Genomic DNA, 15154 nt, shown 5'->3' on the forward strand with positions numbered 1-15154 from the left:
TTTCCCGACCTCTTCAGAATCAAACTGAAGCGACCGAAGGTGCGCGCTCGAAACCAGTTGTCAGTCCTTTGTGCGAAAAGGCGAAGACGGGGCCAAGCGCGCCCTGTTATTGATGGGTCTTTCTGGATTGTTCCGGAAATGATTGTTCCGGGATTTTCCGTTTCTTCCGGGGCAGGTCTGCCCTCAGCCCTCCTTGTCATTGGCGGCGCGGGAGCGTTCCAGAATGAAAGCTTCCACATCATCAAGCTGGTTGTCGATGACGCTGAGGCGCTCTTCACGCTCCATCAGATCCCCCAGCCAGACAGGCAGGGATGGATACTGACCGGACGCGGCCTCGACAGCGGCAGGGAATTTGGCCGGATGCGCGGTTGAGAGCACAATCATCGGCACATTGGCACCGCCAGTCGTAGCTTCTTCCTCTTCGCTCTGCTTGAGGGTCGTTGCTGCGAATTTACGCGCCACATGCACGCCAACGGCAGAATGTGGATCGAGCAGATAGCCGCTATCAGCCAGCACAGCCTTGATTGTAGCTGCGGTGTCTTCTTCGCTAGCCCGATCGGCCGCGAAGCCATCACGCAACATGGCGAGTGGCTCATCCTCAATGGAGAAGGAACCGGATTGCTTGAGACCCGCCATCATGCGGTTGACCACAGAGCTATCGCGCTCATGCACCTCGAACAGAAGGCGTTCGAAGTTGGAGGAAACCTGAATATCCATGCTCGGAGAGACGGACGGGGTTACGCCCTTGACCTCATAGCTGCCGCTTTCCAGCGTGCGGGCCAGAATGTCATTCTGGTTGGTGGCGATGATCAGCTTGTCGATCGGCAGCCCCATCTGCTTGGCCACGAAGCCTGCGAAAATGTCGCCAAAGTTCCCCGTTGGCACCGTGAAGGACACCGGACGGAAAGGCGCACCCAGCGACAGAGCGGATGAGAAATAATAGACGATCTGGGCCATGATACGGCCCCAGTTGATCGAATTGACACCGGACATGGCAATGCTATTGCGGAAGCTCTCATGGGCAAACATGTCCTTGAGAAGCCCCTGACAATCATCGAAATTGCCGTTGAGCGCGATGCAATGCACATTGTCATCCAGCACGGAGGTCATTTGGCGCTGCTGCACCGGAGAAACCTTGCCATTAGGGAAGAGAATGAAAATATCAGTATTGGAGCGACCGCGGAAAGCCTCAATGGCAGCCCCCCCCGTATCGCCCGATGTTGCACCAACGATGGTGGCGCGGGCTCCCTTCTCGGCCAGCACATAATCCATCAGGCGGGCCAGCAACTGCATGGCCACATCCTTGAAAGCCAGCGTCGGGCCGTGGAACAACTCCAGCACATATTCGTTCGGGCCGGTCTGGACCAGAGGCGCTACAGCGTCATGACGGAACGTTGCGTAAGCTTCGTTGATCATGGTGCGGAATGTTGCTTCGGGAATTTCCCCTTCGACATAGGGCCACATGACCGCAAAGGCGATATCGGCATAGCTCTTGCCAGCTAACGAAGCGATTTCTTCATCGCTCAATGTTGGCCACACCTTTGGCACATACAGGCCGCCATCACTGGCAAGCCCTGCCAGAATGGCATCACAAAAGCCAAGTTCAGGCGCATCGCCCCGCGTGCTCACATATTTCACGTCTTCAAGCCCTTATCTCTATGCGCCTGTATCAAGCCGGTTGGCGCGCTTTCGGTTACGCGCGGCACCCTACATCCTCGCGATTTTGAGGGCAAGTGCCTTGCATCGGTCCCGTGCGGGCCCACACGACCAACGCAGCAGAGTAGCGGCATGAAGAAGGACATCCAAAACGCAAGAAAGCAGCGCGGGGGGCGCTGCTTTCTTTGAAAGGCTCACAAGGATCCTGCTACAAATCTCTAGCTTATTCCGCAGCGATTTGCGGACGCAGCAGGCCTTTTGTCACGGGAATAGCGGGCAGAGCAGTGTCGACATCGCCTGCAGCTGTTGCCAGTGCACGCATTGCCTCGGTAACGGATCGGGATACGTCCCCTACTTCTTTCTCGGCCGTGATCACTTCGTCCACGCCCTCTGAGCTTTCGTCACCCAACTTGCTTTTTTCGAGATGGAAACGCAGTTCTTTCTCTTCAAGAAGACGCAAACCGGCCTGCAAAACTTCCATATCGCTGGAAAAACGACCGCTTGCCACCTGCTTGGAGATGAACTGTTCAAAGTAGGAACCGATTTCTACCGCATTGTCTGTCTTATTCACGTCAGCTTCGCCTTTCATGTGTGGTCTTTGCCATCCTACATACCGAATCCATTCCAACTGATGTGCCGCATCAAGAATGATCCGATATCCGCCACCGACAGACCAAGCGCTTGCCCAACAATATTGCTGTGCCTCAATGCTTGCGACTTTTACTGCTTGGGGTCACTCGTTGAAAAAGACAAATCCGGGTACATGACCCGATGCTTTTTTCCGAAAACCCCGATCTGACGATGTCGTGACGACACTTTGGCAAGCACGGACGCATTTGGAAATGATTCTTTCACGCGCTTTTCCACTTCTGCCATCAAGCAAATTCTACACTATCCACAAATCCCCAATTAACCAATTCTTAAGCCTCTGAGGAATCTAGCACCCCGCCATGTCAAGCGCGAGTTGACCCTAAAAATTTTATTTTTTTCGGTTCCCTGCAACCAATTCTGTTATCCCCAGTCGTACACTTTTCGTTCTCATTTTCTTAACTGCCTTTTTCTCTTTTGAGCACTTTCCCTTAGATTCTCTCTTGATCATGGTGCGCTCGTTTCCGTCTCTGGCGTGAGATTTCAACCGGCATGGAACTCGGGGCGCCTTCCTCTAGAAATCTATAAACTATTGAAATTATTTAATTTTATAAGATTTCGGTTTGTAGATATTATTACGTATACGCTTTGTTAACGATCTTTTGCGTTCGACCGTGCCAAGACACGCAAAAATTGATAAAATTTGAACAAAATCGCAATTCTGGCAGCAAGACCCTTTTAAGACTTCCGACAGGCTCATGGGCCGATGAAGGAGACGATCTGGAATGGAACGCATTGCCCCAAGAGAAGATCGACGCAAGGAACCCCGTGTTCTTGTCCGCAAGCATGGCAAGCTGTTTTGCGAGCATTTTTCATCCATGATCGATTGCGAGATCGGAAACGAGAGTGAAAGCGGCATGCATATTCTGCTCAATCTGGCTTCCGCCGAACCCTTGCCGTCTCAAGTCTGCCTGCTGGACAGGAATACAGGCCAGTTGGTGGATGCCCATGTTATATGGCACGAGGGCAGCAAGGCAGGCGTCCACTTTACGGGCCAGAGAACAGACGTTGATCGTCTGCCGGGTGCAGATATCCGTCGGCTCTCCATTATCGCAGCCAGAAGGCAGTAGCCTTTCAGCCGGGCACTCCACTGCGCAACCAGAAAAGAAGGCCAAACCATCTTTAACTAGCACGACCCAAATAGCACACACTCACACACAGAACCGAAGGCAGGCCCCCGTGGCCTGCCTTAATTTTTTCGCAGGAGATTCCTGCTGAGATAAAAGCCCCCTCCACAAAAGGCTACCCCCTCCCCAAAATGTCGTCTATTTGAGCCAGCCAACGTGCGCGCCTTTAATCCCCAACGGGAAAGACTACACAACCTGTCGCGAGATCATCATAGGCAGAGTAACCATTCAACTGATTGTCTTTGCTTATAGAAATTGCACCGATCCGGATATCGAGCATCCTGATTAAGATTTCATTAACACAACCTATAGGTTTTGTTTAACAAAGATTGAAGATTTTGTCTGGAAGTTTACAGTTTAATAGAAATTGAAAATTGATTGAAACGCCAACAGGATAGCAGAGAGGAGCCTGGTTTAATGGCTATACTCCTGGAACGCCGCCAGAGCCTGAGGCGTCGGGTCTTCAAAGGGGCCAAACTCTTTTTCCAGAATTACATGATGAGCGTGGATTGCACCATTCGCAATGAATGCGACAATGGCATGCAGCTCCTTGTCGATCAGGACTTGATGCTGCCCACAGAGATGACCTTGCTTAACCGCAAGGAAGGCACACTGGCTCCCGTGCAGATGATCTGGAGGCATGGCAATCACATGGGCGTGGAGCTGGATGGCGATGTCGAAGATGTCCGCGTTTCGGAAAAATCCTACATTCGCCAACTGACCACTATGTTGCGTAGCTAGTCCGCTTATAGCCCTTCCGTCGGGCCAAGCTTAGGGGAGCTCTTCAGCCTTCCTTGTAGGGAGCCATGCCACGGCGGGCCAACTCGTCCGCCCGCTCATTGCCATCATGGCCCGCATGACCTTTCACCCAATGCCAGTCCACCTTGTGGCGTTTGAGAGCGTCGTCCAGTGCCTGCCACAGTTCGGCATTCTTGACCGGTTTCTTGGCTGCGGTCTTCCAACCATTTTTCTTCCAGCCGTAAATCCAGCCCGTAATACCGCCTTTGACATATTGGCTGTCTGTATAAAGATCCACATCGCAGGCCCGCGTGAGGGCATTGAGTGCTTCGATAGCAGCGGTCAATTCCATGCGGTTGTTGGTGGTGTTGGCTTCGCCACCACAGAGTTCTTTCTCATGATCGCCCATGGTCAGCAAAGCCCCCCAGCCGCCTGGTCCCGGATTTCCAGAGCAAGCTCCGTCGGTATAAATTGTCACTTTGCTCATGCTGGCTCCTTATGCCCCTTGCGGCGGCGTGTCTTTGCGTTGTCTCGTCCTCGCGCCAAAGGCGCTGCGGGCGCAGAGGGCAATGGCCTGGAATTTCCAGAGCAGGCTCCGTCGGTATAAATTGTCACTTTGCTCATGATGGCTCCTTATGCCCCTTGCGGCGGCGTATCTTTGGGGTTTCTCGTCCTCGCGCCAAAGGCGCTGCGGGCGCAGAGGGCAATGGTCCCTCACGAGGAACATTTGATTTGCTGCCCTGTCTAGCCAACCCTTCCTCAAGGCGCAAGATGCTTGCTCTCGCAAATGGGGCGGTGTAGAGCTTACGCCAAACAGAAACAGCGCCACTGGCCCTGCAGCCAAAAGATCTGGAAGAATACCATGTCCGAGATTGACCTCGACGCCTTGCAAGAGGCTTACAACAACGCACTGGAGCTTGAGAAAGCCGGCAAGTTTGATGAAGCCGCAGAAAGCTACCGCAAAGCTCTGGAGCTGGACCCGGAAGATCATGCTGGCGCATCGGTGCGTCTGGCCTCCATGCAGCGCGGCCCCTCGCCAAACAAGGCCCCTGTTGCCTATGTGGCAACCCTGTTTGACCAACATGCGGCAGCGTTTGAGAAAATTCTCGTGGATGATCTGGGCTATGCGGTGCCGATGATGGTGCGTGAGATGATTCACTCAGCCGCCCCTGAACGCCGCTTTGCCCGCATGCTGGATCTTGGTTGCGGCACGGGCCTTACGGGCATCTCCATGAAGGACAAGGTGGACAACATGATCGGAGTGGACATCTCCACCGGCATGTTGGACGAAGCCTATGACAAGGAAGTCTATGACGATCTCTATGCTGGCGATGTGGTGGAGTTCCTCAGCGAAATCGAGGATGACGGCGAAGGCGACGCCAGTGGCTGGGACTTGATTGTCTCGACCGATGTACTGCCTTATCTGGGCGAGCTGGATGAAAAATTCCACCATGTGGGCCGGTGCCTTGATGCTGGAGGGCTGTTTGCCTTTTCTTCCGAAACAATGCCGGAGGAAGATTTCGCTGGAGCACCTTACAAAGTCGGTCCAAAGCAGCGCTTTGCCCATTCGGAACGCTATGTCCGTGAGTTGCTGGATGCCAACCGCATGGACGTGAAGCATTTCGAAATGATCGTGGTGCGCACCGACGAAGGCAAGCCGATCTATGGTCATCTGGTTCTGGCGCAAAAGCGCCCAAATGCGGACTAAACACCCGGCCCTGCTCTTATCATGATGCCTTCATGCTAAGAGCCTTTATTGGGTGGCGCACATCCAGCCTTGGGGAGATGGACGCAAACTGCGCGCGATTCTCCCCTTTTGCCTGCCCATGTGGCAGCATTTGGCTCTGCGAACAACTCCGGGTAGGCCCGTTCCTGCGTTTCACACATATTTTGTTCTGTTCGCCAACCGAAAGACTCCATTGGCGTCTTGACTTTACACGCACCGCCAAGCACCTTTGTCGGGCAGGAGAACCTATCGCGCTCCTGCAGCCGGACGCGTTTATTGTTGTCTGGCTCAAAGTCAGCGGGAGAGCGTTCGGCCCATCGGGGACCGTGCGCGCCGAAGGAGCAACCGCCTCGGAAACTCTCAGGCACAAGGGACCGCCCGACCAGCGAACTCTGGAAAGCAGCTTAAAGACGGGTCTTTGAAAGGACTGTGTCTTGAAAGCTCACCGAAGGAAGCAGCTGCTCCCAGTCTGTTCCGGCATCGTTGGCTGGAGAGAGAGGGAGCGGGAAATCTCTCAGGTTCTGTGACAGAGGAGGCACCGATGCGAATGGACGCTTCATATAAGGAGCCTTCCACTCAGCACCCGTGCAACCACAGAGGGCCCCTTTCCGAAGACCGGACATGGCCATCTGCAACAGAAAGAGAGACGCTATGGCCGACCTGAGTGGCGCCAAAAAGACACCCCTGTTTGATCTGCATGAAGAACTGGGCGGAAGCCTTGTTGATTTCGCAGGCTATGCGCTGCCCGTGCGCTATCCGGCGGGCATCATGGCCGAACATATCCAGTGCCGCGAAAGCGCGGCTCTGTTTGACGTATCCCACATGGGCCAGGCCCTGCTGCAAGGCCCTGATCATGAGACGACCGCCAAGGCGCTGGAAGCCCTGACCCCGTCTGCCTTTACCAAACTGGCTCCGGGGCGCATGCGCTACAGCGTGTTCCTCAACGAGACCGGCGGCATCATTGACGATTTCATCGTGACCCGCCCGGGCGATCCGGCTCTGGACGGCACGCTCATGCTGGTGGTCAATGGCGCCTGCAAGGAAAAGGACTATGCTTTCCTTGAAGCCAATCTGCCAGACGGCATTTCCCTTACGCGTCTTGATGACAAGGCCCTTCTGGCGCTGCAAGGCCCCAAGGCCGTAGACGCTCTCAAACGCCATGCGCCAAAAGCCGATGCCCTCACCTTCATGTCGCAAACACCTGATGCAATCAACGGCGTTGCCATCGGCATTTCGCGGTGTGGCTATACTGGTGAAGACGGGTTCGAGATTTCCTGCGCGGCAGACGAAGCCGAAGCGTTGGCACGCCTGTTGCTGGCTGAGCCTGAGGTCGCACCGGCAGGTCTTGGCGCGCGCGACAGTCTGCGCCTTGAGAGCGGCCTCTGCCTTTATGGCCATGATCTGGATGACAGCATCGATCCGGCTGAAGCCGATCTTGGCTGGGCTATTCAGAAAAGCCGCCGACAGGATAAGGCCTTCCCCGGCTCCGAGCGCATATTGAAGGGACTTGAAGATGGCCCAGCCCGCATTCGCGTTGGCTTGCGCATCATCGGCAAGGCTCCGGCCCGCGAAGGGGCAGAAATTCAGGATACGGATGGCAATGCCATTGGCGTTGTAACCTCGGGCGGCTTTGCACCAACCCTGCAAGCGCCTATCGCCATGGGCTATGTGCCGCCGGCCTTTGCCGAACCGGGCACGAAGGTTACAATTGCCGTACGCAAACGCGCTTTGGAAGCAGAAGTGGCCCCCACGCCGTTTGTTCCGCAACGCTATGTGCGCAAACCCTGAGCACCAAATGGGCTCATGTGTCTCTCGGGACCGAGGGAGCCCTTGAACTCAAATAAAACAGCAACAGATAAGCAATCAGCATCATCGCATAATCAAAGGGATCAGAGACATGACCACCTATTACAGCGAAGACCACGAATGGGTTGAAGTCAACGGCGGCGTGGCCACCATCGGCATCACCGATTTCGCACAGAAACAGCTTGGCGACGTCGTTTTCGTCGAACTGCCCGAAGTTGGCAAGGAACTGGAAAAAGGCGACGAAGCCGCCGTGGTCGAGAGCGTCAAGGCAGCCTCCGAAGTCTATGCGCCAATCGATGGCGAAGTCAGCGAAGTCAACGATGCGCTTGAAGAAGATCCGGCACTGGTCAACAGCGACGCGGAAGGCGGCGCATGGTTCCTAAAGGTCAAGATAGCAGACAAGAGCCAGCTTGATGACCTGATGGATGAAGATGCCTACAAGGCCTTTGTTGCCGAACAGGAATAGGGCTTGAAGCCACATCTTAAAAAAAAGCACGCAAGGGGATTTCCTTGCGTGCCTTTTTTATTGATTTCCCGATCCGCGCGACCAGCGTACTTGTGGCTAGGGGTCCACAATCGTCATGGATGGATCGGAAAGATCCGGCAATGAAATTGCCTCGTTGAAAACATTGGGCTCGGCATTGGCAAGCAGGGCCAGCACAGACAATTTATGCATTGGACGACCAAAGAGATACCCTTGGAAAGTATGACATTTCTGTTCCTGCAGAAAATTCATCTGCTCTTCGGTTTCCACCCCTTCGGCGATAATTTTCAGCCCCATACCGCGTGCCAGATTGATAATGCCGCGCACCAGCTTGCGGTCTTCTTCCTTGTCTTCAATCTGCTTTACGAAAGAGCGGTCAATCTTGAGAATATCCAGCGGCAGGCTCTTGAGATAGCCAAGGTTGGAATAGCCGGTGCCAAAGTCGTCCATCGCCAGAGAGATGCCTCGCGCCGATAGCTGCGAGAGCATTTTTGCGGCCTTGCGAGTGTCCTTCACATCTACACTCTCGGTGATCTCAAGGGTCAGATAGTTGGGGTCAATGCCGGTCCGCTCAAGCAGCTGTATCAGCTCTGAAGCGAGATTGTCGTTGTTGAGCTGGTGCGGCGAAAGGTTGATCGAGAGATGCAGTTTGAAACCGGATTGATGCCAGTTGACAAGATCTGTACAGGCCTCCCTGAAAATCCAGTCGGACAGAGCGCCGATAAGACCGGCATCCTCAGCGATGTTGATGAAATCCAGCGTTGGGATCTGACCCTGATCGGGGTGGAACCAGCGCACAAGGGCCTCCACGCCGGTGACCTTGCATGTGCCCGATTTCAAATCTGTAGAGACCTGCGGTTGATAATAAACCTCCAATCCATCGCCGCCACATTGCAGCGAATGGCGCAGGTCTGCCTCAAGACAGACCCTGTTCTGGATTGCAACACTCATGCCAGTTTCATAAAGACAATATCTTTGCCGCCCCTGCCTCTTGGCCTCATACAGAGCCAGATCCGCATCGCGTAGCAATTCATCGGCAGAATGGGACAGATCGGGGTAGCGGGAAATCCCCACGGAAGAGGAGATACGGATATCATTGCCCGAGAGTTCAAATGCGGAACTGAGAGCGTCGATCACCTCTCCAACCATCTTTTCGCTGGTGGCAAAGTCTGCCCGTTGTAAAACGGCAAACTCATCGCCTCCAAGGCGGGTCACGATATCGGCTTCGCCGCTGAAGATGGCCGTCAAACGTGCGGCGGCATTCTTGAGCAGGCGGTCTCCCATGGGATGTCCGAAGGTGTCGTTCACATCCTTAAACTTGTCCAGATCAAAGAGGATAAGATTAAACCCCTCCCCGTGTGCATCGGCATACTCAATAAAGCGGTTCATCTTTTCATTGAGAAACGACCTGTTGCCAAGGCCGGTCAATGCGTCATGCTCGGCCAGAAAGCGTATCCGGGCTTCGCGTCCCTTGATCCGGCTTTCTTCCTTGCGTGCCCGATAGGCTTCTACCCCAAACAGAGTAAGAATGAGCACGCCGCCTGCGGCCGAGCTTACAAGGAGCGTATCCATAGAGACGAGCGCTGCGTCCAACCGCTTTTGAAGCGTCGAGGCACGCTCGACCCGCGTTTGGGCGATGGCGGCGGCCATACTGGTAATATCTTCCTCATAAGGGGATAGCGTGTCCTCTATATCCCTGAAAGCTATGAGATTACCCGGCCTGAGCTGCTGGACCAGGGGATCGACCTCTCGCAAGGAGCTGCGCAGATTGATCAGCAAGCTGTTGAATTTTTCATGCTGGGCTTCGGGAACCTCTGCGCCGATGGACGTGATGCTGAACACGCGGCTCCAGAGAATATCGAACCATTTCAGCACCATTTCATGGGAGACACTCTGGGCGGTATCCGGACCTGCACTCACATCCTGCAGTTTTTCCCCAAAGACATATTTGCCTGTTATGCTGCGAAAGCGTCTATATTCCAGCTCCAGCCGAATGCCCTCATCGCGCCCGGAAATCATCTCATAGCTTTGCGAAATCTGTCCGCGCAACCGGTCTACCTTCTGGAACTGTGTCAGCTCCAGAAGCAGCAGTCCAACGACCGAGATCAGATAGGCAATGGCCAAGACTTTGGAATAGAACTTCATTTCACTATCATCTTCTCGATTTGCCAGACGAAACGTGAGGTATATTTGGGATCAAGAAGCGACTCGTCATGGTCAATCGGATAGATGATTCTGATGGGGCCACGGCGGCGAATGCTCAGGTCTCGGCCATCCTGCTTGGTCGCCAGCAGCACGTCATAGTCATAGAAATCCTGAACGGGAATTTCGGTCCGGTAGCCATCCAGCGCGTGCACCTCAATGGTGTCGCCCTTGGCTCCGACATAGACGAGAAGATCCCGCATCAAAACACCGTGCCATTGGTGGGCCTTACTTGAATACACCGTGTGGGTGTTTACCTCACTCAGCCCGATAGCCTCAATCATCGGGCGATCCAGATAAACAAGGCCCTTGGCATTGTGATTTTGAACTGCGCCCGAAATTGTGAGAATGATGTCTTCTTGAGGGTATGGGAGTTCGTCAGCCCAAGCATGGGCAGACAACGCACCCGCACATGCAAAAAACGTTATGGCAATTCCAAAAACAATGCGCTGAAGCAGTCCTATGAAAGACACTGCTCCAGTACCCCGACGAGCCATATGAACACCCCTGTCTTAATTCAAGCAAATCAAACCACAGGGGACATTCACAAATCGTAAAATCGCAGCCGCCTCAAAATTTGAAGCAGGTAAAAGCGCCGCAATTGTCTTGTTATGGTTAATAGTTCGTTAGGGCTACAGGCCATTCGAAGGGGCCTGCCAATATTTCGCCTTTTCAAAAGCCATCATAGCACAAGGGGCCTTGCAAGGCCCCTTTTTCTGGTCGCTCTCTTGCGGCCCTTTGCCAATTTGTCTGATTAGCCTTAGCAGATTATTGCTCGTGCCAGTCTTTCAGGGCATCAATCGTTGCCGGAAGGTCGGCGAGGCGACGCACCACCGTTTCCGCTCCGGCATCCATCAGATGTTCGCCGTGGCCAAGATAGCTGTGGCTTGCGCCAATGAAGCCGATGACACGCATCCCGGCCTGACAGGCAGCCTGAACCCCATGGGTGCTGTCTTCAATGACGAAGCACTCGGAAGGGTCGGTTTCAAGCACAGTTGCGGCATGCAGGAAGACATTGGGATCCGGCTTTGGCAGCTTTGTCCCTACCTCAACGGCGGAATAGACATAAGGGCGGAAGCGGTCCCACAGATCGACGAGGCGCATATTGGCTTCCAGCCGCTCCATGGCCGTGTTGGAACAGACACAACGCGGATAGTCGAGCTGGTCCAGCATTTCGTGAGCGCCTTCGATCACCTTAAGCTTGTCCAGCTTGCTCGTTGCACGGTCGGTAATCCGTTGCAGGATGTCATGCGGCAGGGAACGTTCGATGTCTTCTTCGATTAGCTGGATGATTTCGGCGTTTGTCATGCCGGCATAGGTGCTGTTATAGGCCTCAAGATCCATATCAAGATCCTCTTCCTTGAAGATCTCGAGACTGGCCTTGGCCCAGATGATTTCCGTATCCACCAAAGTGCCGTCGCAGTCAAAAATCACCAGCATCGTGTCCATCCTCGCAAACTGTCTGTCATATCAAGCCATCCCGTGGCGACCGTCAGCGCTTCGGACAGGCGCCTTGCCACAAGACCTCTCATGTGGACCTTCGTACCGAATACGTCAATGCTCAGGACTGCAATTTGTTGGAAACAGCGTGATCTTGTCCAGCCTTCTTGTCTCTTGAAAGACTCTTCCGCAGGAAAAGCAAGAAGATGATGGCCAGCACTGCGGCCAAGCCATACCATGTGACGGCATATTGTAAATGACTGTTGCGGAAGGTGATGCGGGTCTCCCCGCCTTGTGGCAAGCTGGCAGCCTCCGGGCCCCAAGGCACGCCCTGCCCCTTGACCAGATCGACCCAATAAGGCGCGGTGCGGGTTTCATCCATGCCAAGAAAATCGGCCATTTCCTCAACCTGCCTGACAATCCAGACATTCTTCTGTTCGTCCGTCTTCGGGCTCAGCCAGTTTTTCGGCTCGTCAAAGCGCATGAGGCCGGTGAGCGTTTGGGTGCCTTCCACCAGAGTTTCGGGGCGGCTTTCCCGCTCCTTGAGCTGTTCGGGTACAAAGCCCCTATTGACGATCACCTGCCAGCCATCAGTGGTGACAAAGGGCGTCATGATCATGTAGCCTGGACCGCGAAGGGGCCCGCCTTGCGGATCGTTGAGCGCAAACCATACATGCACTTCGCGAGAATGATCATAGTGACCGGTAAGAAGAACGGGACGATAGACGGCATCATCGCGCGACAGATCGGCCCATTGCTTCGGCCCGGGCGCCGCAACGGGGGACGATGCCACGCGGGAGGAGACATCGGCGATCAGTTGCTCTTTCCATGCGAGCCGCCGCACCTGCCAGTTGCCCAGCGCAATCAGAATGGCAAAGGCGCCTAAGGCCGCGAGGCTGAACAGCACGATTTTCGATCTGGAAATCACTTTTCCTGCACACTCCTGCTCTCTTTATGCTACCTCACCGGAAGGCTACAGGCTTTTGGGCCGCCACGCTATCAGACGTCCGCCGCACGGGTGGAGCAAAGAGGATTTTATCAAGATGCATTCACAGCCAGCCCGCTTTGCCCTGATATTTTTTTCGCTCAATCTGCTATTTCCCCTTGCGGTGCAGATCGGAGTTGCGATCATTGGCTTTTTGGGGCCGGATTTGCGTGGTCTTGCCGTGGCTTTGCCGGTGATTTTCCTGATCAATGTGGCCAATATCAGCCTTGCCTTCTATTACAAGGCATGGCAACGGGTCGCCCTGATGACCATCATGTTTTTCAATGCGATTTCCGTCTTTGCGATGGGGGGATTGTCTTTCTTCACGTCCGTCATAGGCTGGGAGGAGATCGTGCCCGATCTGATCACTCTGCTTCAGCCTTATTGACCACCTCGGCAAGCGGACCATCAAGGCGCTGGCCCTGCTCGGCCTTGGTTTGATATTGCTGGGCGATGAGCGCACCTTTCAGCCAATAAAGAAAAGCAACGCAAAGCAAGGTGGCAACCGGGGCCCAGATAATCGCTTGCAACCAGACCGGCGGCTCGTAGGTAAACTCGGTATAGAGCAGTCCACCGGTAGCGATGAAGCCGACAATCATGATGACAAAGGGCGCAGGACCATCACCACTGTCGATGAAGCCGTAATCAAGGCCGCAAGCATCGCACTGGTCCCCCACCTTGAGGAAGCTCTTGTAGAGCTTTCCCTCGCCGCAACGAGGGCATTTGCCAGCAAAGGCCGTCCGAGCAATGCTGCCCTTATAGTCTGACATATTCATCACTCCTGACCATCAGGGGCGCGTTATCCACGCCCCGATGGGAATAGTGCTAATGGGCGATGGTGCCGCCGAAGTTGCCCCAGACATAGATGGTGGTGAACAGGAACAACCAGACCACATCCACGAAATGCCAATACCAGGCAGCAGCTTCAAAACCGAAATGCTTTTCAGGGGTAAAATGTCCCTTATAGACGCGGATCAGACAGACGATCAGGAAGATCGTGCCGACGAATACGTGGAAGCCATGAAAGCCGGTGGCCATGAAGAATGTTGCCCCGTAAATACTTTCCTTGAAGGCAAACGGCGCGTGGACATATTCGTAAACCTGCACGGCAGAGAAGACGATGCCCAGAATGATCGTCAGCGCCAGACCCTTCTTCAGCCCTTCCCGGTCATTTTCCAAAAGCGCATGGTGAGCCCATGTGATGGTGGTGCCGGATGCAAGCAGGAGCAGCGTGTTGAACAATGGCAGATGCCAAGGATCGATCACCTCAAGCCCTTCAGGCGGCCAAACCCCGCCCAGAAACTCCGTGCGCAGATATTGTTTTGCTTCATCGGCAAACAGGCTGGCGTCAAAGAAGGCCCAAAACCATGCCACGAAGAACATCACTTCGGAGGCGATGAACAGGATCATGCCATAGCGCAAATGCAACTGCACCACAGGGGTGTGATGGCCTTCCAGAGATTCCTTGACCACATCGCGCCACCAGCCAAGCATGGTGTAGAGCACACCAAGCGTACCGGCGATGAGAATAAGGCCTGTGCCGTCATGAAACAGGGTCACGGCTCCGATTGCCATCACGAAGGCAGATACCGACGCGATGATGGGCCACGGGCTGGGGTCTATGATGTGATAATCGTGGTTCTTGCTGTGAGCCTCAGCCATTGTCTGCTCCTCCTCCAAAGCGCGTCAATGTCTTGTCGCTGGTTTCTGTGCTCCCGCGAAGGTTTGCCGCCTTGTCAGCAGGCTCCTTCTCCAGCGGGAAGAATGTGTAAGACAGGGTAATTGTGTCGATGGTCTTGAGTTCGGGATTCTTGTCGATATCGGGATCGATAAAGAAGATCACCGGCATATGGCTGGTCTCGCCTGCCTTGACCGTCTGTTCGGTGAAACAGAAGCATTCCAGCTTGTTGAAATAGGCCCCTGCGGCCTGTGGTGTCACGTTGAAGGTGGCTGTGCCAGCCGAAGGGGATGAGCCGGTATTGACCACCAGATAGCTCGCCTCTCCGGTTTCGCCTACCTTGAGGGTGACGGGCTTGGTTTCGGGCCGGAAGGACCAGTTGAGCCCGCCAGAGACATTGGCATCAAAGCGCACCGTCATTTCGCGCGCAATCGCAGCGCTCGGGGCAGCATTGGCCGCCTGTGTGGTGCCGCCATAGCCGGTGACCTGACAAAAGAGCGAATAGAGCGGCACTGCAGCATAGGCCATGCCGACCATGATGCCCACAAAGCCCAGCAAGCCGTAGGCGAGACGCAAGTTGGCGCGGGCATTGTCGGCAGGTTTGGCCTTGCCATCATTTTCAATGTTGGGCTCGATATGCGCACTCATTGGCAGTTGGTTCCTT

The 15154-nt window shown here is 54.5% G+C and carries 16 protein-coding genes and 1 riboswitch; of the genes, 6 read left to right on the forward strand and 10 right to left on the reverse strand.

Annotation, left to right across the window (positions count from 1 at the left end; all coding sequences use genetic code 11):
- Positions 1–183: 183 nt before the first annotated feature.
- Both thrC and BM258_RS08060 read right to left on the reverse strand, forming a co-directional pair.
- The gene (gene thrC / locus BM258_RS08055) at positions 184–1638 is read right to left on the reverse strand and encodes a threonine synthase (protein WP_090070929.1); all 1455 of its coding nucleotides are present in this window, start codon (positions 1636–1638) and stop codon (positions 184–186) included.
- A 241-nt stretch (positions 1639–1879) separates the two neighbouring features.
- The gene (locus BM258_RS08060) at positions 1880–2227 is read right to left on the reverse strand and encodes a type II toxin-antitoxin system ParD family antitoxin (RefSeq protein ID WP_175527990.1); all 348 of its coding nucleotides are present in this window, start codon (positions 2225–2227) and stop codon (positions 1880–1882) included.
- A gap of 802 nt (positions 2228–3029) precedes the next feature.
- On the opposite strand from BM258_RS08060, the gene BM258_RS08065 reads away from it, so the two are divergent.
- Both BM258_RS08065 and BM258_RS08070 read left to right on the forward strand, forming a co-directional pair.
- Positions 3030–3374, forward strand: coding sequence for a PilZ domain-containing protein (locus tag BM258_RS08065; protein WP_090070932.1), 345 nt, complete (start codon positions 3030–3032; stop codon positions 3372–3374).
- 474 nt (positions 3375–3848) lie between these two features.
- A complete protein-coding gene (locus tag BM258_RS08070; protein WP_090070934.1) occupies positions 3849–4172 on the forward strand; it encodes a hypothetical protein in 324 nt (107 codons plus the stop codon).
- A 43-nt stretch (positions 4173–4215) separates the two neighbouring features.
- On the opposite strand, the gene rnhA is transcribed toward BM258_RS08070, so the two are convergent.
- Positions 4216–4656, reverse strand: a complete 441-nt coding sequence (rnhA, locus tag BM258_RS08075) for a ribonuclease HI (RefSeq protein WP_090070936.1) — start codon at positions 4654–4656, stop codon at positions 4216–4218.
- A 375-nt stretch (positions 4657–5031) separates the two neighbouring features.
- Between rnhA and BM258_RS08085 the strand changes: the two genes are divergently transcribed.
- The 3 genes from BM258_RS08085 (at position 5032) to gcvH (ending at position 8167) form a co-directional block, all read left to right on the forward strand.
- Positions 5032–5877, forward strand: coding sequence for a class I SAM-dependent methyltransferase (locus BM258_RS08085; protein WP_090070940.1), 846 nt, complete (start codon positions 5032–5034; stop codon positions 5875–5877).
- 306 nt (positions 5878–6183) lie between these two features.
- A riboswitch (glycine riboswitch) is annotated at positions 6184–6282 on the forward strand.
- Between the two features lie 264 nt (positions 6283–6546).
- Complete coding sequence (gene gcvT / locus BM258_RS08090) at positions 6547–7683, forward strand: glycine cleavage system aminomethyltransferase GcvT (RefSeq protein ID WP_090070942.1); 1137 nt, start codon at positions 6547–6549, stop codon at positions 7681–7683.
- Between the two features lie 109 nt (positions 7684–7792).
- A complete protein-coding gene (gene gcvH, locus BM258_RS08095; protein ID WP_090070944.1) occupies positions 7793–8167 on the forward strand; it encodes a glycine cleavage system protein GcvH in 375 nt (124 codons plus the stop codon).
- Between the two features lie 96 nt (positions 8168–8263).
- Here gcvH and BM258_RS08100 read toward each other — a convergent pair whose 3' ends face one another.
- From BM258_RS08100 to BM258_RS08115, 4 genes are all read right to left on the reverse strand, one after another.
- Entirely contained in the window at positions 8264–10330 is a 2067-nt protein-coding gene (locus BM258_RS08100) for a putative bifunctional diguanylate cyclase/phosphodiesterase (RefSeq protein ID WP_090070946.1), read from the reverse strand.
- Entirely contained in the window at positions 10327–10788 is a 462-nt protein-coding gene (locus tag BM258_RS08105; protein ID WP_210186693.1) for a putative pterin-binding protein, read from the reverse strand. The genes BM258_RS08100 and BM258_RS08105 overlap by 4 nt, the downstream gene beginning before the upstream one ends.
- A 367-nt stretch (positions 10789–11155) precedes the next feature.
- On the reverse strand, positions 11156–11827 hold the full coding sequence (locus BM258_RS08110; RefSeq protein ID WP_175527991.1) for an HAD family hydrolase: 672 nt from the start codon (positions 11825–11827) through the stop codon (positions 11156–11158).
- A 121-nt stretch (positions 11828–11948) separates the two neighbouring features.
- Positions 11949–12755: an SURF1 family protein gene (locus BM258_RS08115; protein ID WP_090070950.1), complete on the reverse strand. Its 807-nt coding sequence runs from the start codon at positions 12753–12755 to the stop codon at positions 11949–11951.
- Positions 12756–12870: 115 nt separating this feature from the next.
- Here BM258_RS08115 and BM258_RS08120 point away from each other — a divergent pair, with 115 nt between their 5' ends.
- Positions 12871–13200: a hypothetical protein gene (locus BM258_RS08120; protein WP_090070952.1), complete on the forward strand. Its 330-nt coding sequence runs from the start codon at positions 12871–12873 to the stop codon at positions 13198–13200.
- On the opposite strand, the gene BM258_RS08125 is transcribed toward BM258_RS08120, so the two are convergent.
- Genes BM258_RS08125 through BM258_RS08135 form a run of 3 tightly spaced genes read right to left on the reverse strand, consistent with a single transcriptional unit; the run spans position 13178 to position 15138 of the window.
- Complete coding sequence (locus tag BM258_RS08125) at positions 13178–13582, reverse strand: DUF983 domain-containing protein (protein WP_244544634.1); 405 nt, start codon at positions 13580–13582, stop codon at positions 13178–13180. The two genes, BM258_RS08120 and BM258_RS08125, sit on opposite strands and share 23 nt — an antisense overlap.
- 55 nt (positions 13583–13637) lie before the next feature.
- Entirely contained in the window at positions 13638–14474 is an 837-nt protein-coding gene (locus BM258_RS08130; protein ID WP_090070956.1) for a cytochrome c oxidase subunit 3, read from the reverse strand.
- Positions 14467–15138, reverse strand: a complete 672-nt coding sequence (locus BM258_RS08135; RefSeq protein ID WP_090070958.1) for a cytochrome c oxidase assembly protein — start codon at positions 15136–15138, stop codon at positions 14467–14469. The genes BM258_RS08130 and BM258_RS08135 overlap by 8 nt, the downstream gene beginning before the upstream one ends.
- Positions 15139–15154 lie beyond the last annotated feature (16 nt).

The sequence above is a fragment of the Cohaesibacter marisflavi genome (assembly GCF_900115225.1).
Lineage (GTDB): Bacteria > Pseudomonadota > Alphaproteobacteria > Rhizobiales > Cohaesibacteraceae > Cohaesibacter > Cohaesibacter marisflavi.